General features: G+C 74.8%; 1 protein-coding gene. It reads right to left on the bottom strand.

Annotation, left to right across the window (positions count from 1 at the left end):
* Positions 1-150 precede the first annotated feature (150 nt).
* On the bottom strand, positions 151-20,202 hold the full coding sequence (locus tag IF67_RS0124465) for a non-ribosomal peptide synthase/polyketide synthase (RefSeq protein ID WP_030989078.1): 20,052 nt from the start codon (positions 20,200-20,202) through the stop codon (positions 151-153).
* Positions 20,203-20,212: the final 10 nt, after the last annotated feature.

The following is a 20,212-nucleotide window of genomic DNA, read 5'->3' as shown; positions in this document are numbered from 1 at the left end:
GGCCGGGCGGGCGGGTGATCCCGTTCAGGCTGCCGTCAACGGCCGGTGCGCGGCGGCCCTTTCGGTAAACCGACGCGGCGAGGTACGCGAGCGTCGCCGGTACGGCGGTGGCCGCGACGAGCACGGCTGCGCGGCCCCCGGCCCGCCCGCTCATGCGCTGTCCCGGGCGTGCTGGGCGATCCGGCGGAGCGCCTCGGCGAAGTCACCGGCCACCGCCCGTACGGTCGTCTCCTCGTGTACGTCGGGACGGTAGTGCCAGGTGAAGGAGAGGCGGCCCTCCTGTACCGCGCCGACGGCCTCCAGCAGGTGGGAGCCACCGTCGCGGGGGTCGTGGTCCTGGCCGAAGGAGCCGTGCTCGGCGCGTACCAGGGCGCCGGCGGTCCCACCCGGCCGGGCGTCCCACTGGCCCAGGTAGTTGAACACGATCTGCCCGCGGCCGGTGCGGTCCAGGCGCTCGCGCACCTCGGCAGGGCCATGGGTACGCAGGGCACCGAAGCCGAGGCCGTTGCCGGGGACGGCGCGCAGCTGGCGCCGGACCGACTTGACCAGGGCCCGCCAGTCCCGGGAGGCCGTGAGGTCGGAGGGATCGGTCACCTGGAGGCCGACCGGGTAGACGGTGGTGAACCAGCCGACGGTGCGGGAGAGGTCCACCCCGTCCAGGACGTCCTCGCGGCCGTGCCCTTCGAGGTCGATGCAGACCCGGTCATGGCCGGTCCAGCGTGCCAGGGAAAGGGCCAGCGCGGCCAGCAGGACGTCGTTGATGCGGGTGCGATAGGCGGTGGGGGCCGCACGCAGCAGCGCCGTGGTGTCCGGCTCGTCCAGGGTCACGGTGACCGTACGGGACGCGCCGGCGGGGGTGCCGGTGTCATGGTCGACGGGCAGCGGAGCGGGGGTCGCGGCCTCCTCCCAGTACGGCAGTTCGTGGTCCAGGCCGCCGTCGGCGACATGTGCCGCCAGGCCCCTGGCCCAGTCCCGGAAGGCGGTGGTCCGCTCGCCGAGCGTGATCGCCCCTCCCGTTGCGGCCTGCTGGTAAGCGGTCTCCAGGTCGTCCAGCAGGATGCGCCAGGACACCGCGTCGACGACCAGGTGGTGGGCCACCAGGAGGAGGAAGGCGGGGCGGTCCGGGTCACCGGTGAACAGCGCCGCCCGGAGCAGCGGACCCTGTCCGATGTCGAAGCCGGTGTGCAGGTCGTCGGCGGCCTTCCCCATGGCGGTGTCGGCCTCGTCGGGCGGCAGACCGGTCAGGTCGTGCCGGGTGAGGAGGCCATGAGGGGCGGACGGTGGCGGGTTCTGCTGGCGCCGGCGGCCGCCGGCCTCGGTGAACTGCATGCGCAGCGCGTCGTGGTGCTCCAGCAGGGCGGCCAGCGCTTCCTCCAGGGCCGCCGGGTCGGGGGTGCCGTCCAGTTCGAGCAGCGCCGACTGGTTGAAGTGGTGGTGGTTGGCCCGGGGCGTGGCGAAGAACCATGCCTGGATGGGGGTGAGCGGAAGGTCTCCGGTCACCGGGCCGCTGTCGGTCCGGTCCGGCCCGGTGGTGACGACGGTGGCGAGTGCCGCCACCGTCTGATGGGTGAACAGGTCCTTGGTGGCCAGGTGCAGTCCGGCCCTGCGCAGCCGGGAGACCACCTGCATGCTGAGGATCGAGTCGCCGCCGAGGTCGAAGAAGTTGTCGTCGGCTCCGACGGTGTCGAGGCCGAGGACGTCGGCCCAGATCTGGGCGATCCGGCGTTCGGTGTCGGTGCGCGGGGCGATGTGCGGTCCGGTGGAGGCCGCTGCCGGATCGGGCTCGGGCAGGGCGCGCCGGTCGGTCTTGCCGTTCGGGGTGAGCGGCAGCCGCGCCAGGGGGACGAACACCGACGGCACCATGTGCGGCGGCAGGAGGCGGGCCAGGTGGTCGCGCAGCTCCGGGACGGGCATCGGCTGCGGCGTACCGTCGGCCGGAACGACGTAGGCGACCAGCCGCCCGGGGCCGGCGGGGCGCTGCCCGGCCGCGGCCCGTACGACGACCACCGCGTCCCGCACCCGGGGGCTGCGCCGCAGCGCGCTCTCGATCTCGCCGGGCTCGATGCGGAAGCCGCGCACCTTGACCTGTTCGTCGGCGCGTCCGGCATAGCGCAGATCGCCGTCGGCGCCCCATCGCACCAGGTCCCCGGTGCGGTACATCCGCTCGCCCGGGGCGCCGAACGGGTCGGCGACGAACCGGGCCGCGGTCAGCCCCGGGCGTGCCAGGTAACCGCGGGCGAGCCCGGCGCCGGCCACATACAGTTCGCCGGTCACACCGACCGGCACGGGGCGCAGGGCGGCGTCCAGGACGTACGCCCGGGTGCCGCCGAGGGGGCGGCCGATGGGCGGGGTACCGGCTCCCGCAGCCAGCGGGCCGGTCAAGGTGGACACCACCGTCGCCTCGGTCGGGCCATAGGAATTGATCATGCGGCGGCCGGGGGCCCAGCGCTCCACCAGGTCCGCGGGGCAGGCCTCGGCGCCGACGATCAGGGTGCGCAGGTGCGGCAGGCCGTCGGCAGCCTCGGGCGGCACGGTGGCCAGTGCCGCGGGCGGGATCAGTGTGTGGGTGATCCGCTGCTCGGCGAGCACCTCGGCGAGCCGTTCGCCGAGCAGCGGTCCCTCCTCGCCCGCGACCAGTGTGGCTCCGGAGAGCAGCGAGATGCACAGCTCCAGGACGGAGGCGTCGAAGCTGGGTGAGGCGAACTGGAGGACCCGGTCGCCCGGGTGTACCTCGTACCGGGCGGCGGCCTCCGCGGCGAAACCTGCAAGACCGGTGTGGGTGACGGCCACTGCCTTGGGGGTGCCGGTCGATCCGGAGGTGTAGATGACGTAGGCGGGGTGCCCGTCGGCCAGCGGGGCGATGCGGTCCGCGTCGGTGGGCGCCGCGTCGGGGCCGTCCGTACGCCAGATGCCGGCGGGGTCGTCGAGGACCACGGCGGCCGCGGAGTCGCGCACCATGAAGTCCCGCCGCTCGGCCGGGTAGGCCGGGTCCACGGGCAGGAAGGCGCCGCCGGCCTTGGCCACGGCCAGCTGCGCCACCACCGACTCCGCCGAGCGGGGCAGCGCCAGCGCCACCACGCGCTCGGGTCCCACGCCGCGGCCGATGAGGTGGTGTGCCAGCCGGTTGGCCGCGCGCTCCAGCTCCGCGAAGGTCCGCTCGTGTGCGCCGTCGACGAGCGCCACCGCGTCGGGCGTCCGGGCCGCCTGCCGCTGGAACAGCTCGGGCAGGGTGGCCGGGCGCACCGCGCCCGGGGTGGCGCACCCGTGGGCCAGCAGCCGCCGCAGTTCGCCGTCCGGGGCGAGGGGCAGCGCGCCGAGGGGGCGGTGCGGGTCCTCGGCGATGCCGGTCAGCAGTGTGGTGAGCTGGTCGGCCATCCGCTCGGCGGTGACGGCGTCGAACAGGTCGGTGTTGTAGGTGATCAGCCCGTGCAGCGCGCCGGAGCCGGTCTCGGCGAACTCCAGCGTGACGTCGAAGCCGGCGTGGTGGGTGTCCGGCTCGATGTCGCTCACCTGGAGACCGGGCAGGTCCAGCGCCGCTCCGGGCGCGTTCTGGAGCACGACCATGGCCTGGAAGAGCGGGGCGCGGCTGGTGTCGCGGACGGGCTGGACCTCGTCCACCACCTGCTCGAACGGCACGTCCTGGTGCGCGAAGGCGTCCAGGACCGTCTCCCGCACCTGCGCCAGGAATTCGGGGAAGGCCAGGTCCGGGTCGACGGCCGAGCGCAGCACCAGCGTATTGACGAAGAAGCCGATCAGGCGCTGGGTCTCGGCGCGGTCGCGGCCCGAGGTGACGGTTCCGACGGCGACGTCCTGCTGTCCGGACAGCCGGGCGAAGAGGGTCTGCGCGGCGGCGACCAGCGTCGTGAACAGGGTGGTCTGCCGGGCCCGGCCGAACTCCGCCAGCATGCGGGACGTCTCCGGCGGGAGGACGAGCGGGACGGTTGCCCCGCTTCTGGTCTGTACGGCCGGGCGCGGCCGGTCGGTGGGCAGCTCCAGGGGCTCGGTTCCGGCCAGGCGTTCCTGCCAGTAGCGCAGTTGCTCCTCGGCGGCCGCCCCGTGTGCGGTGCGCTGCCAGTGCGCGACATCGGCGTACTGCACGGGCAGCGGTGGCAGTTCGGTGGTGATGGCGCCGACGGCGGCCCGGTAGAGATGCGCCAGGTCGCCGGTGAGCACCGCGGTCGACCAGCCGTCGGTGATGATGTGATGGAGGGTCAGCGTCAGGACGTGGTCGTCGTCCGCCAGCCGGATCAGCCCGGCCCGCAGCAGGGGGCCCTGGCGCAGGTCGAAGGGGCGGGTGCGGTCGTCGGACAGCAGCCGTGCCAGCTGCCCCGCGCGGTCGTCGGCGGGCAGCGCCGACAGGTCGTGCAGCGGCAGCGGTACGTCCTGGGGCAGGTGGATGACCTGGATGCCCTGGCCGTCCTCCGAGTCGAAGGTGGTGCGCAGCGACTCGTGCCGGGCCGCCAGCGCCGTCAGGGCGGCGCCGAGCGCGGCGGTGTCGAGCCGGCCGTGCAGCCGCAGGGCCAGCGGGGTGATGTATTCGGAGCTGCCGGGCGCGAACGCGTCGAGGAACCACAGGCGTTGCTGTGCGAAGGACAGCGGCGGCGCGGTGTCCCGGGGTGCGGGGACGATGGCGGCCCGGCCCGCGGGGGCGGTCTCCGGTTGCGTGAGCAGCGCGGCGAGTGCGGCCGGGGTGGGGTGGGTGAACACCGCCCGCGGGGTCAGGTCGGTCCCGAACGCCTCCGCCAGCCGGGAGGTCAGCCGGATGCTGAGGATCGAGTCGCCGCCCAGCGCGAAGAAGTCGTCCTGTACGCCGACCCGTTCCACGCCGAGCACCTCGGCCCAGACCTCCGCCGTGCGGCGTTCGGCCTCGGTGCGGGGTGCGACCGGCTCCGGCCGGTCGGTGCCCGTACCGGGTGCGGGCAGGGCCGCGCGGTCCACCTTGCCGTTGGCGCTCAGGGGCAGTGCCGCCAGTGCCACGAACGCCGTGGGAACCAGGTAGTCGGGCAGGGTGTCCCGGGCGTGGGTGCGCAGCGCCTCGGTGTCGAGGCCGTCATGCCCCACGACATAGGCGACCAGCCGCTTCGTCCCGGACCGTTCCGCACGGGCCACCACCGCCACGTCCGCGACGCCGGGGTGGGCCGCCAGGGCGCCCTCCACCTCTCCGGGCTCGACGCGGAAGCCGCGGATCTTGACCTGGTCATCGGTGCGGCCGAGGAACTCCACTGTGCCGTCGAGCCGGCGGCGGGCCAGGTCCCCGGTGCGGTACATCCGGGCGCCGGGCGGTCCGGACGGGTCCGCGACGAACCGGTCCGCGGTCGCGCCGGGGCGGCCGAGGTAGCCGCGGGCCACCCCCTCGCCCGCGAGGAAGAGTTCGCCCGCGACGCCCGGCGGCACGGGCCGCATCCGTGGGTCGAGGACATGGACCCGCATATCGTCCAGCGGGTGGCCGATGGGCACGGTGCCGGGGACCACCGCGGCGTCGGTCATGGCGAAGGACGTCGCGAAGGTCGTGGTCTCGGTCGGTCCGTAGCCGTCCACGACGGTCAGACCGGGGCAGGCGGCCAGCACGCGGCGTACGGCGGCGGCGGGGACCACATCGCCGCCGGTCCATACCTGGCGCAGCCCGTCGAAGCAGTCCGGCGCGTCCTGGGCCAGCAGCCGGAAGAGTCCGGCCGTCAGCCACAGCGCTGTCACCTCTCCCCCGGCGGCCGACCGCCGCAGCAGGGCCGCGTCCACCGCGCCCGGCGGGGCCACCACGACGCGCCCGCCGTTCAGCAGCGGCGCCCAGACCTCGAAGGTGGCGGCGTCGAAGGCCACCGGCGAGTGCAGCAGGACCCGTTCGCAGGCAGGTCCGGTGAAACGGCTGTCGGTGGCGAGCGCCGCCACGTCGCGGTGGCGCACCCCCACGGCCTTCGGTGTGCCGGTCGAGCCGGAGGTGAACATCACGTACGCCAGCCGGTCCGGGTCCGCGGGCGGCAGCGCCGGCGCACCGGCCGGGTCAGCGGTCCGCGCGGCCCTCACCTCCCCGGCGGTCAGGCGGGCCGTGGCGCCCGCCTGGTCGAGCAGGGTCCGGCGGCGCTCCTCGGGCGCGCGGCCGTCCACGGGCACATACGCGCCGCCCGCCTTGAGCACCGCCAGCTGCGCCACCACGAGTGCGGCCGAGCGGTCCATGAACAGCGCCACCCGGCCCTCGGGGGCCAGGCCGTCCGCCCTCAGCCGGTGAGCCACCCGGTCTGCCCAGTCAGCGAGTTGACGGTACGTCAGCTCACTTCCGTCCACATCGGTGAGCGCGATCGCGTCCGGGGTGCGGTGCGCCTGCTCGGCGAAGAGGTCCACCGGCGAGCCGCCCGGGGCGGGGCGTGCGGTGGTGTTCCACCGGCGCAGCACCGCGCGGTCGGCGGCGGTGAGCAGGCCCAGGTCGTCCAGAGAGCGGGCGGTGCCGTCGGCGACCGCGGTCAGCAGGGCCTCCAGGTGGGCCGCGGCCCGCTCCACCGTCGCACGGTCGAACAGCGCCCCGTCGTAGGCGAGGTCGAAGCCGAGGCGGTCGGCGAGGTAGGCGCGCAGGCACAGCGGGAAGTTGGTGGCGTCCTCGGCGCGTACGTCCTGGATGCGGATGCCCGCACCGGCGGCGGCCGCCTCGTCGAAGGGATAGTTCTCGAACACCACCATGCTGTCGAACAGCGCCTCGCCCGCGGGGAGTTCGCTGAGCGCCTGGATGCGGGCGAGCGAGACGAAGTCGAAGCGCCGGGAGTCGCTCTGCTGCTCCTGGAGGTCGCGCAGCCAGGGCAGGACGCCCCGGTCGCCGTCGGTCCGGGCGCGGGTCGGCACGGTGTTGATGAACATGCCGACCATGGACTCCACGCCCGGCAGTTCGGCCGGGCGGCCGGAGACCGTGGTGCCGAACACCACGTCCCGGCGGCCGCTGTAGCGCGCCAGCAGCAGCGCCCAGGCGCCCTGCACCACCGTGTTGACGGTGAGCCCGTTCCGCCCGGCCGTCTCCCGCAGCCGGGCGGAGACGTCGGGGGTGAGCTCCATGTGCACCAGCGCGTTCGACCGGGCGCGGTGCGCCTCGACGGGCGGCCGGTCGTAGGGCAGCGGGGTGCGGGCGGTGAACCCGGTGAGGGTGCCGGCCCAGTGCCGCTCGGCCTCCTCCTCGTTCTGCTCCCCCAGCCACTGGAGGAAATCCCGGAACGGCCGTCGGGCCGGGGGCCGGACGGTGCGTCCCTCGACCGTCGCCGCGTACTGCGCGCACACGTCGGCGAAGAGCGCTCCGGTGCTCCAGCCGTCGAGCATCAGGTGGTGCGAGGACCACACCAGCACGATCTGGTCGCCGGGGAGCGCGGCCACCGCGATCCGGCTCAGCGGTGCGGTGGTCACGTCGATGCCGGCCGCGCGGTCCTCGGCGAGCAGCCGTTCCTGCGCACGGTCGCGCTCGGCGGGTGTCAGGGTCCGCCAGTCGTGGTGGACGACGGGCAGGACGGCGCGACGGTGGACGACCTGCACGGGCCGGGGCAGGCCCTGCCAGCGGACGCTGCTGCGCAGCGCCGGGGTGTGGTCGGCGACCGTCTGCCAGGCCGCGGCGAACGCGTGCGGGTCGGCGACCCCGGCGATCCGCACCGCCATCTGGTCGAAGTAGGCGCCCGCCGAGTCGACCAGCCCGTGGAAGAGCATGCCGGCCTGGAGCGGGGTGAGCGGATGGATGTCCGCCACTTCCCGTCCGTCGCCCGCGACCAGGTCCACCTGGTGCTGGTCGAGCCGGGCGAGCGGGAAGTCGGACGGGGTACGGCCGCCGGTGTCCGGCCGGGCGCAGTGCGCGATGAGGTCGGTCAGCGCCGCGACGGTCTCCTCGGCGAGGCGGCGTACGGTGGACTCGTCGTACATGGCGGGCGGGTAGGTCCAGCCGAGTTCGAGCCGGCCGTCCTGGACCACGCCCGTCACGTCGAGCAGATAGGTGCGGGTCTCGTCCGGATCGGTGTCCTGCCCGGCCGGGGGCAGGGCGGCGCGGTAGAGGCCGTCGTCACTCGGGCGGTCGCCGGACGCGATGTCCCACTGGCCGTGGTAGTTGAAGCCGACGCGCGGCGCGGGCGCCTCGGGCAGCCGGTTCTCCGGTGCGAGGTGGCGCAGCGCGCCGTAGCTCAGTCCCCGCAGCGGTACGGCGCGCAGCTGCTCCTTGACGGACCGGACGGTGTCGCGCCAGTCCGCGTCCGGGGCGACGGACAGGGCGAGCGGGAACTCGGCGGTGAACCAGCCGACGGTGCGGGACAGGTCCAGGTCGTCGAAGAGGTCCTCGCGACCGTGGCCTTCCACGCCGATGAGTACGGTGTCCCGGCCGCTCCAGCGGGCCAGGGTACGGCCGAGGGCGCTGAGCAGGACGTCGTTGACCTGAGTGCGGTAGACGTCCGGGACCTGGCGCAGCAGGGCGTCGGTCTCGGTCCGGCCCAGGCGGACGGTGACGGTGGCGGCGGTGCCGTGGGTGTGGGGGCCGGGACGGTCGACGGGGATGTCGGCCGGAGCCCGGCAGGTCCGGGTCCAGTACGCCAGGTCACCGTCGAAGGCGCCGGAGCGGGTGTGCCGCTCCAGGCGGGCCGCCCAGTGCCCGTAGCCGCTGCTCGCCGGGGGCAGGCAGGCCGGCCGCCCGGCGGCGCAATTGCGGTAGGCGGTCTCCAGGTCGCCCAGCAGGATGCGCCAGGACACGCCGTCCACTGCCAAATGGTGCACGGTGAGCAGGAGTTGGGCGGGACGTCCGGGCCCGCAGTCGAAGAACAGGACCCGCACGACCCGGCCCTCGGTGACGTCCAGGGAGGTCTGTGCGGCGGCGGCCGCGCGCTGGACGGCCTCCTCCTGCCCGGGGGCGTCGAGGCCGGTCAGGTCGTGGCGTGAGAAGACGTCCCGGGGGGCGGTGGGCAGTACCTCCTGGCGCCAGGAACCGTCGGCATGGCACCACCGGGTGCGCAGCGCGTCGTGCTGGGCCACCAGGGCGTCGACCGCGTGCCGCAGGGCCGGCTCGTCGCTGTCCGGGGCCAGCTCCAGCCGGTTGGTCATGGTGAAGCGCAGTGCGTCCCCGGGCCGTCGGCCGTCGAGGTACCAGTGCTGGATGGGGGTGAGCGGCGCCGGTCCGGCCGGGGCCTCGGTGCCGTCGGCGGGCGGCGGGGTCACGGCGGCGGTGCGCAGGGCGAGTTCCGCGACGGTCTGGTGGCGGAAGACGTCCTTGGAGGTGAGGGCGAGCCCGGCCCGGCGGGCCCGGGAGACGATCTGGATGCTGAGGATCGAGTCGCCGCCCAGGGCGAAGAAGTTGTCCTCGACGCCCACCCGGGGGATGCCCAGCACCTCTGCCCAGATGCCGGCGAGGCCGGTCTCGGTCTCCGTGCGCGGGGCCACGTACGGCGTCCCGGCGTCGAGCTGGACGGGGGGTGCGGGCAGGGCGCGCCGGTCGGTCTTGCCGCTGCTGGTCCGCGGAATCCGCTCCAGGGGGACGAACACCGCGGGGACCATGTAGTCCGGCAGGGTCCGGCGCAGCCGCACGCGCAGCTCCTCCGCCGGAGGCGTCTGCGAGCCGGTGGGCACCACATAGGCCACCAGCCGTTTCCGGCCCGCGTGTTCGGGGGCCACCACTACGGCGTCGCCGACCGCGGGGTGGCCGAGCAGGGCGGCCTCGATCTCGCCGGGCTCGATGCGGAAGCCCCGGACCTTGACCTGTTCGTCGGTGCGCCCCAGGTACTCCAGCAGCCCCTGGCCGTCCCGGCGCGCGCGGTCGCCGGTGCGGTACATCCGGGCGCCGGGCGGGCCGAACGGGTCGGCGACGAAGCGCGCGGCGGTGAGGCCCGGCCGTCCCAGGTAGCCGCGGGTGACCTGGGCGCCGGCGAGGTACAGCTCTCCCGGCACCCCGACCGGTACCGGCCGCAGGGCGCCGTCGAGCACATAGGCACGGAGGTTGCGGCCCGGCCGGCCGATGACGGGACGCTCGGCGTGGTCGGTGAAGCGGCCGTACACGGCGTCGACGGTGCATTCGGTGGGGCCGTAGACGTTGTACGCGGTGACGCCCGCGGTCTCCCGCAGCTCCCGCCACAGCGGTGTGCCGACGGCCTCGCCGCCGACCAGGACGATCCGGGGCCGGTGGTGATCGCCGGTGAACAGTCCGGCGGCCATCAGCTCGTGCAGGAAGGACGGGGTCACATTGACGCAGTCCAGGCGGCGTTCGGCGATCTGCCCGACGAACGCGGCCGGGTCCAGGCGCACGTCCTCGTCGACGAGGTGGACCTCCTGGCCCAGCGCCAGCAGCAGCGGGCCCTCCCACGAGGTGTCGAAGGAGAAGGCGGCGCTCAGTGCGAAGCGCAGCGGCCGTCCGTCGGTGGTGTGCGGGGTGACGAGCCCCGCCAGGTGGTCGTGGCAGAGGTTGACGAGCTGACGGTGTTCGACGGCGACGCCCTTGGGGCGGCCGGTGGAGCCGGAGGTGTAGTTGAGGTAGGCGGTGTGGGCGCCGCACAGGGCCGAGATGCGGTCGGCGTCGGTGGGGTTGTGTCCCGGCTGCCGGTCCAGGGGTGCGTCGCGCAGCGCGTCGGCCGTCAGGAGGGTCTGCGGTGCGGCGTCCGCGAGGAGGAACGCGATGCGTTCCGCGGGCAGTTCCGGGTCGACGGACAGCTGGGTGCCGCCCGCCTTGAGGACGGCGAGGAGCGCCACCAGCATGTCCGAGGTGCGCGGCAGCTGGACGGCGACCACGCGCTCCGGGCCGACGCCGAGCGAGATGAGGTGGTGGGCCAGCCGGTTGGCGCGCTCGTTCAGCGCGGCGAAGTCCAGTGTGGCGTCCCGCGCCACCAGGGCCGTGGCGTGCGGGGTGCGGGCCGCCCGGTCCTCGAAGAGGTCCACGAACGTGAGGTCCGGGACGGGCAGGGTGTCGCCCTGCCACTCCTCCAGCACCTGCCGCCGCTCCGCGCCGGACAGCAGCGGCAGTTCGCCCACCGTCCGTCCGGGGTCGTCCGCGACCGCCTCCAGCAGCAGGCGCAGCCGTTCGGCCGCCCGCTCGACGGTGGCCGTGTCGAAGAGGTCGGTGTTGTACTCGACGAAGCAGGTGACCCCGCCGTCGCGCTCCACGAAGTCGAAGCCGAGGTCGAAGGCGGCGTGCCGGCCCGGGGGCTGGAGCGTTTCGACGTCGAGGCCCGGCAGGTCCGGTGCCTCGCCGCCCAGGTTGTGCAGGGCGACCATGACCTGGAACAGGGGGGTGCGGCTGGTGTCGCGCTCCGGCTGGAGCACATCGACGAGCCGCTCGAAGGGCACGTCCTGGTGGGCGAAGGCGTCCAGCACGGTGGTGCGCACCTCGGACAGCAGCGCGGTGAACGGCAGGTCGTCGGGCACCCGGCTGCGCAGCACGAGGGTGTTCACGAACATCCCGACCAAGTGCTCCAGTTCGGGGCGCTCGCGTCCGGACGCGACGGTGCCGACCGCGACGTCCTCCTGGCCGGCCCAGCGGGCGAGCAGCACCTTGCAGGCCGCGAGCAGCGTCATGTAGAGGGTGGCGTCGGCGCCGCGGCCGGTCTCCCGCAGCCGGTCGGTCAGCGTGGCGGGCAGCGAGAACTCCAGCAGCGCGCCGTTCTTGGTCCGCACGGCGGGCCGCGGGCGGTCGGTCGGCAGCTCCAGCGGGGCCGCCTCGGACAACTTCTTTTGCCAGTAGGCGAGTTGCTCGGAGTCGGCCTCGGCCGCGCGGCTGCGCTGCCAGGCCGCGTAGTCGGCGTACTGGAGCGGCAGCGGGGGCAGTTCCGGGCGGCGGTCGTGCAGGGCCGCTGCGTACAGCTCGCCCAGGTCCCGGCCGAGCACCGCGGTGGACCAGCCGTCGGTGACGATGTGGTGCATCGCCAGGGTCAGGACGTGCTCGTCGGCGGCGAGGCGGACCAGCCGGGTCCGCAGCAGCGGCCCGTTGCCCAGGTCGAAGGGGGTGGCACCCTCGCGGGCCAGCAGCGCGTCGAGCGCGCGGGGGCGGTCGTCCGGCGGCGTGTCCGACAGGTCGTGCCGCGGCAGGTCCACCGGACGGGGGGCGTGGACGTGCTGGCGGGCGTGGCCGTCCTGCTCGGCGAAGGTGGTGCGCAGCGGTTCGTGGCGGGCCACCAGGGCGTCCAGAGCGGTGCGCAGGGCCGCTTCGTCGAGCGGACCGCGCAGGCGCAGCACGAAGAAGGTCAGATACTCGGTGCTGTCCGGCTCGAAGCTGTCCAGGAACCACAGGCGCTGCTGGGCGAACGAAAGCGGCAGTGCGGCGGTGCGGTCGGCGGCCGGGATCGTGTCGTCCGGTGCCCGGTGCGCCGCGGCCGGGTCCGGCAGGGCGGCGGCCAGGGCGGCGACGGTGGGGTGGGTGAAGAGCAGACGGGGAGAGATCTCGGCGCCGAGGACGGCGCGGAGCCGGGAGGTGACGCGGATGGCGAGGATCGAGTCGCCGCCCAGGGCGAAGAAGCTGTCCTCCACGCCCATGTCCCCGGTGTCCAGCACCTCGGCCCACACCCGGGCGACGAGGCGCTCCGCCTCGGTGCGCGGTGCCGTGCGGTCCTCGCCGGCGGCGAAGCCGTCGGGGCCGGGGGCGGGCAGGGCCCGGTGGTCGAGCTTGCCGTTGACGGTCAGCGGCAGCGCGTCCAGGGGGACATAGGCGGCGGGCACCATGTGCGCGGGCAGGGTGTGTTCCAGGTGGGCGCGCAGCGCGGCGGCGGACGGCGGGGCGCCCTGTCCGGCGGCCACGACATGGGCGACCAGCCGCCGTACCCCGGGGGTGTCCTCGCGGACCCCGACCACGGCCTCGGCGATGCCCGGGTGGGCGGTCAGGGCGGCTTCGATCTCGCCGGGTTCGATCCGGAACCCGCGGATCTTGACCTGCTGATCGGCGCGGCCCAAGTACTCCAGGGTCCCGTCGGGCCGCCACCGGGCCCGGTCGCCGGTGCGGTACATGCGGGTGCCGGGCGGCCCGAACGGGTCCGCCACGAACCGCGCGGCGGTCAGGCCGGGACGGTTCAGATAGCCGCGGGCCAGGCCCTCCCCGGCCACGTACATCTCGCCGACGGCGCCCGGCGGCACCGGGTCGAGTCCGGCGTCGAGGACACGGACGCGCAGGTCGGGAATGCCGCGGCCGATGGCACTGGCGGTGGCGCCCGTCACGGTGGCGCGGTCCAGGGGCGCGTAGGAGACGTGCACGGTGGTCTCGGTGATCCCGTACATGTTGACCAGGACGGGCGCGGTGTCCGGGTGCCGCTCGTACCAGTCGGTGAGCCGCGCCGGGTCCAGCGCCTCGCCGCCGAAGACCACCCGCCGCAGGGCCAGCCGCGCCCCGAGCTCCGGGTGTTCGGCGTCCGCGCGCATCAGGGGGTAGAACGCCGAGGGCGTCTGGTTGAGCACGGTGACCCGCTCGTCCACCAGCAGGCGCAGGAACTCCTCGGGTGACCGGGTGACTTCGTGCGGGACGACGACGAGCCGGCCGCCGTGCAGCAGCGCGCCCCAGAGCTCCCAGACGGAGAAGTCGAAGGCGTACGAGTGGAACAGCGTCCACACATCGTGCTCGTCGAAGGCGAACCAGTCCTGGGTGCGGGAGAACAGCCGCACCACGTTGGCGTGCGGGACGACCACGCCCTTGGGCCGGCCTGTGGAGCCCGAGGTGTAGATGACGTAGGCGGGCTGCTCCGGCAGCGGGCGGCGGGCCGGGGCCGGGCCGGTGGCGGGGCGCCGGGCCAGGTCGGCGCGGACCTCGGGGTCGTCCAGGAGCAGCCGGGGGCAGGCGGCCGCCCCGAGCCGTCCGGCAACGGCACCGGTGGTCACCAGCAGGGCCGGCGCGGCGTCGGTGAGCAGGTGGGCGATGCGGCCGCCGGGCAGCTCCGGGTCGACGGGCAGGTAGGCGGCGCCGGTCTTCAGCACCGCCACGATCGCCACGATCATGTCCGGGGAGCGGGGCAGGGCGAGCGCCACGAAGCGCTCGGGGCCGGCTCCGTTCTCGGCCAGCCGGTGGGCCAGCCGGCCCGCCCGCGCGTCGAGTTCGGCGTACGACAGCGAGGTGCCCGCGCAGGTGACCGCGGTGGCGTCGGGCGTACGGGCCGCCCGGTCCTCGAACAGGTCGATCAAGGTCGGTTCGGGCCGCCCGTGCTCGGTTCCGTTCCAGTCCACCAGCATCCGCCGGCGCTCCTCGGCGGTCGTCCACGCCAGTTCGCGCAGCGGCCGGTCCGGGCCGGCGGCGATCTCCGCGAGCAGCAGGCAGAGCCGGTCGGCGAGCGCGTCGGCGGTGGCGGCGTCGAAGAGGTCCGGGTCGTAGGCGAGGTCGAAGCCGAGGCGGTCGCTGTGGTGGGCGCGCAGGACCAGCGGGAAGTTGGTCGCGTCCCGCGAGGCGACGTCCAGGATGCGGACCCCGGCACCGGAGGTGCGCGCGTCGTCGAACGGGTAGTTCTCGAAGGCGACCATGCTGTCGAACAGCGCGGTGCCCGCCGGTACGTCGCTGAGCGCGGCCAGCTGCGCCAGCGAGACGGCCTCGAAGCGCCGGGATTCGGACTGGGCGTCCTGGAGGTCCCGCAGCCAGTCGGCGGCCGTGCGGTGCCCGTCGACCCGTACCCGGGTGGGCAGGGTGTTGATGAACATCCCCACCATGGATTCGACGCCGTGCAGTGCGTCCGGGCGGCCGGAGACGGTGGTGCCGAACACCACGTCCGGCTCTCCGCTGTAGCGCGCCAGCAGCAGCGCCCATGCGCCCTGTACGACCGTGTTGAGGGTGAGTCCGCTGCGCCGGGCGGTGTGCAGCAGTTCCCGGGACAGCTCGGCGGGCAGTGCCGCGGTCCGCACCGCGGCGGAGCGGGCCCGGTGGGCCTCACGGGGCGGGCGGTCGCAGGGCAGCGGCGTCGGCGTGGCGAAGCCCGCGAGGACGGTGCGCCAGTGCTCCTCGGCCGCGCGGCCGTCCCGGCCGGACAGCCAGCGCACATAGTCGCCGAACGGGCGGCGTACGGGCGGCACCGGCGCACGGTCCGCGACGAGTGCGGCGTACTCCTCGCACACCTCGGTCAGGACCTGCGCCAGGCTCCAGCCGTCCAGGATCAGGTGGTGCGAGGTCCACAGCAGATTCAGCTTCCCGTCGGGCAGCCGGATCAGGGTGAGCCGCATGAGGGGCGAGGTGCCGAGGTCCAGGCCCAGGGCGAGGTCCTCGGACTGGATCCGGGCGAGTTCGGCCGTCCGCCGCTCGTCGTCGAGATCCCGCCGGTCCAGGTGGACGGTGGGCACCGTCACCCGGCGGTGCACGATCTGGAGCGGTACGGGCACGTTCTCCCAGACGACCGAGGTACGCAGCACCGGCGTCCGGTCGACCACCCGCTGCCAGGCGCGGGCGAACGCCCGCGGGTCCGCGACGCCGTCGAGCAGCAGGGTGGCCTGGTCGAGGTAGACGTCGTCCGCCCCGCCCATCAGGCGGTGGAAGAGCATGCCTTCCTGGAGCGGGGTCAGCGGGAGGATGTCCTCGACGGCCCGCCCGTCCCCGGCCAGGCGGTCCACCCCTGCCTGGTCGAGCCGGGCCAGGGGGAAGTCGGAGGGGGTGCGGCCGCCGGCGTCCGGCCGCTCGCAGTGGGCGGCGATGGCGGCCAGCGCACGGGCGGTGCCGTCCGCCAGCTCCCGTACCGTGCTCTCGTCGTGCACCTGGTCGCTGTAGTGCCAGGTGAGCTCCAGCACGCCGTCGGCCACCACGGCCGAGACGTCCAGCAGGTGGTCGAGCGCTTCACCGGCGGCCATGTCACGGCCGGGGACCTCACCGGCGGGCGCGAAGTCCCGGCCGTGCACGCTCTCCCACTGGCCGTGGTAGTTGAAGCAGACCTGGGGCAGCGGCAGTTCGCGCAGCGTGCGGGCGGCCGGGTCGGGCGAGCCCAGGCGGGCCAGCGCCTCGTAGCCGAGGCCACGGCGGGGGACGGCCCGCAGCTGTTCCTTCACCGTCTTGAGCGTGGCGCCCCAGTCCGGTTCCCGCGACGGGCCGTCCAGGGTGAGGGTCACGGGGTACTGGGTGGTGAACCAGCCGACGGTCCGGGACAGGTCGACGGTGTCATCGGCAGCGGCAGCCGCATCGCCGTCGTTGCCGTCGTGACCGTCGACCTCCTCCCGGCCGTGCCCTTCCAGGGCCACCGTCACCCGGTCCGTGCCCGCCCAGTCGGCGAGCACCCGGCCCAGCGCGCTGAGCAGGACGTCGTTGACCTGGGTCCGGTACACGCCGGGCACCCGGCGCAGCAGGGCCTCGGTGGTGTCGCGGTCGAGGTGGGTGCGTACGGTACGGACCGAGCCGGCGAGCGCGGTGCCGGGGTGGTCCACCGGCAGCGGGGTGCGTGCCGCCTCGCTCTGGGCTCTCCAGTACGCCAGGTCGTCGTCGAGTCCGCCGCCTTGGACGTGCCGGGCCAGGTGGGCCGCCCAGGTGGTGAACGCCGTGGTGGCGGGCTCCAGTTGGACCGGCTCGTCTGCTGTGGCCAGACGGTAGGCGGTCTCCAGATCGGCGAGCAGGATGCGCCAGGAGACGCTGTCGACGGCCAGGTGATGGGCCGTCAGGAAGAGTTGTGCCCGCGCGTCCGGCTCCGGCAGGAGCAGGGCGGCGCGCAGCAGGGTGCCGGTGGCGGGATCGAGGTCCGCGCGGGCGGCGTCGGCCGCTGCCGTGAGCGCGGCGTCCCGGGCGGCGCCGGTGGTCCGGGACACGTCGTGCCGGGCCAGGAGGCCGGGCGCCACGGCGTCGGCCGGGTGCTGGTGCCAGGTGTCGCCGGTACGGACGAACCGGGTGCGCAGCGCGGGGTGGTGGGCGGCCACGGCGTGCAGGGCCCGCTCCAGGGCGTCCGGGTCGAGGTCGTACGGCAGGTCGAGCAGCATCGACATGCTGAAGTGCCGCAGCGGTCCGTGGGTGGCGAAGAACCACTCCTGGATGGGGGTGAGCGGGGCCGGTCCCGCGTCGTCCGGCCGCTGCGCCGCGGGCGCCGGGGCGGTGCGCAGCTCCACGGCGGCGGCCAGCTCGGCGACGGTCTGGTGCAGGAAGACGTCCCGGGAGGTCAGGCGCAGTCCGGCGGCGCGGGCTCGGGAGACCGCCTGGATGCTGAGGATCGAGTCGCCGCCGAGCTCGAAGAAGTTGTCGGTGACCCCCACCCGTGCGATGCCGAGCACTGCGGACCAGATCCCGGCCAGTTCCCGTTCGGCGGGAGTGCGCGGCGCCACGAACTCCCGCTCGCGCGGGGCCGTTCCGAGGTCGGGGGCGGGCAGCGCGCGGCGGTCCAGCTTGCCGCTGGTGGTCAGCGGCAGGGCGTCCACGACGACGAAGGCCGCGGGCACCATAGGGCCGGGCAGGGTGCGCTGAAGCGCCGCCCGCAGCTCGGAGGCGGCGGGGCGCCCGGTCCCGGCGGCGGGCACCAGGTAGGCGGCGAGCCGGGCGTGGCCGCGCTCGTCGGCGACGGCGACGACGGCCGCCTCGGTGACGGCCGGCAGGGCCGTGAGCGCCGCCTCGACCTCGCCGGGCTCGATGCGGTGGCCGCGGATCTTGACCTGGTCGTCGGCGCGGCCGAGGTAGTCGAGCCGTCCGTCGGCGGTCCAGCGGGCCAGGTCGCCGGTGCGGTACATCCGGCTGCCGGGCGGCCCGAACGGGTCCGCCACGAACCGCGCGGCGCTCAGACCGGGGCGGTGCAGATAGCCGCGGGCGACCTGGTCGCCCGCCAGGTACAGCTCACCGCCGACGCCGGGCGGCACCGGCTGGAGCCGGTGGTCGAGGACGTGGGCGCGCACATTGGCCAGCGGCCGTCCCACCACGGGCCGCCCGGTGCCGTCGATGCGGCAGGCCAGCGCGTCGACGGTGCACTCGGTGGGTCCGTAGAAGTTGTACGCGGCGACGTCGGGCAGAGCGGCGAGGTCCCGCCACAGCGCGGGGCCGACGGCCTCGCCGCCCAGCATCAGCAGCCGGGGGTGGTGGCGGGGGTCGGTGAGCAGCCCGGCGGGGAGGAGCTGACGCAGGTAGGAGGGGGTCAGGTCGAGGAAGTCGACGCGGTGCTCGACGACGTACTCGACCAGCGCGGCCGGATCGAGCCGGGTCGCCTCGTCGACCAGGTGCAGCGGGTGGCCGTCGGCCATCAGCAGCACGCCCTCCAGCGAGGTGTCGAAGGAGAACGACGCGGTCAGGGCCACCCGCAGCGGGCCGCCGCCCGCCTCGGCGACGAAGCCGTGCCGGTGCCCGGCCAGCAGGTTCATCAGCGACCGGTGTTCCACGGACACGCCCTTGGGGCGGCCGGTCGACCCGGAGGTGTAGATGACGTAGGCGGTGTTGCCGGGGTGCAGCGGCGCGCGGCGGTCGGTGTCGGTGGGGTCGCTCGCGGGGGCCGATGCGGGAACCGCGCGCAGGTCCGCCTCGTCGAGCAGCAGCGCCGGCCGGGCGTCGTCGAGCAGGAACCGCAGCCGCTCTTCGGGCAGTTCGGGGTCGACCGGCAGGTAGGCGGCGCCGGTTTTGAGGACGGCGAGGATCGCCACGATCATGTCGGCGGTGCGCGGCAGCCGCAGCGCGACGAGCCCCTCGGGGCCCGCTCCCCGGTCGATGAGGTGGTGGGCGAGCCGGTTGGCCCGTTCGTTGAGCGCGGCGTAGTCCAGCGTGGTGTCCCCGGCCACCAGTGCCGTCGCGTGCGGGGTGCGGGCCGTCTGCGCCTCGAAGGCGGCGGGGTAGGTGGTGGGCGCGACCGGCAGTGCGGTGTCGTTCCACTCGGTGGTCAGCCGCCGCCGCTCGCGCTCCGACAGCAGGGACAGTTCGCCCAGCGGCCGGTCCGGTTCGGCCGCCACGCCCCCGAGCAGGATGACCAGTTGCTCGGCCATCCGCGCGGCGGTCGGGGCGTCGAAGAGGTCGGTGCGGTACTCCAGCAGCCCGGTCAGCCCGTCCCCGTCCGGGACGAACTCGACGCTCAGGTCGAAGGTGGCCGCGCGGCGGGGCACGGTGACGGTGCCGGCCGTCATGCCCCGCAGGGCGGGGGCCGCGGGCGGGGCGGGGTGGAGCAGGACCATGACGTCGAAGAGCGGGTTGCGGCCCGCTTCCCGTACCGTCCGCGCGGCTTCCACGATCCGCTCGAAGGGGGTGTCGTCGTGGGCGAAGGCATCGAGGACGGCGGTGGCGGAGACGTCCAGCAGCTCGCGGTAGGAGCGTGCGGCGTCGACGGGAGCGCGCAGCACGACCGTGTTGACGAAGAGGCCGACCGCGCGCTCCAGTTCGGTGCGTCCGCGCCCGGGGGTCAGCGACCCGACGGCGATGTCGTCCTGTCCCGACCAGCGGGCGAACAGGGCCTGGCAGGCGGCGATCAGCGCGGCGAACAGTGTGGTGTGCTGCTGTGCCGCCACCTCCCGCAGCCGGGCCGCCGTGGCCGCCGGGACGCGGAACTCGTGGACCGCGCCGTCGCCGGCCTCCTCGCCGCCGCGGGGGCGGTCGAGCGGCAGCTCCAGCGGCACGGTCCCGTCCAGCTGCTTGGTCCAGTAGGAGAGCTGCTCCTCCAGCAGGGCCCCGGACAGCCGTTCGCGCTGCCATACGGCGAAGTCCGGGTACTGCGTGGCCGCCGGGGCGGGCGCGGGCGTCTCCCCGTGGGCCAGGGCGTCGTAGTGCGTGCACAGTTCGTCCAGCAGCACGCCCATGGACCAGCCGTCGGTGACGATGTGGTGCGCGGTGAGCAGCAGGATGTGCTCGTCGTCGGCCACGCGTACCAGCAGGGCCCGCAGCAGCGGACCGGTGCGCAGGTCGAACGGGCGGGAGTACTCCGCCAGCAGCAGGTCGTCCAGCGCCCCCGTGCCGGTTCCGGTCCCCTCCCCCGCCTCGGGTGCGGGACCCTGTCCTGCCCTCAGGTCGTGTACCGGCAGCGGTACGGGCGCGGCCAGGTGCACGGTCTGCACGGGACGTCCGTCGACGTCGTCGAACGTGGTCCGCAGCGACTCGTGGCGGGCCGGCGCGGCGTCGAGCGCCCGGGACAGCGCGGCCCGGTCCAGGGTGCCGGTCAGCCGCAGCGCCACCGCGCTGTTGTAGCGGGAGTCGCCGGGCCTGAGCTGGTCGAGGAACCACAGCCGCTGCTGGGCGAAGGAGAGCGGCAGGGGCTGTGACCGGTCCGCGCGCGGGATGCCCTGCCGGGCCTTGGCGGCCGGCGGGGCCTGCCCCGCCAGGCGGCGGCGCAGCGCCTCCTGCAACTCCTGCGGCAGGGCCGCGGCACGGTCCTTCTTGGCGTTCGAAGACGTCATGTCGTCGTTC

Source organism: Streptomyces sp. NRRL S-1813 (assembly GCF_000719605.1).
In the GTDB taxonomy this organism is placed as follows: Bacteria; Actinomycetota; Actinomycetes; order Streptomycetales; family Streptomycetaceae; genus Streptomyces; species Streptomyces decoyicus.
Note: the sequence above shows the minus strand (reverse complement) of the source record. Positions and strands in the feature narration are given on the sequence as shown.

What these genes read in the sequence shown, in the direction of transcription:
- IF67_RS0124465 (WP_030989078.1), bottom strand. Translation starts at nt 20,202, where the DNA reads ATGACGTCTTCGAACGCCAAGAAGGACCGTGCCGCGGCCCTGCCGCAG.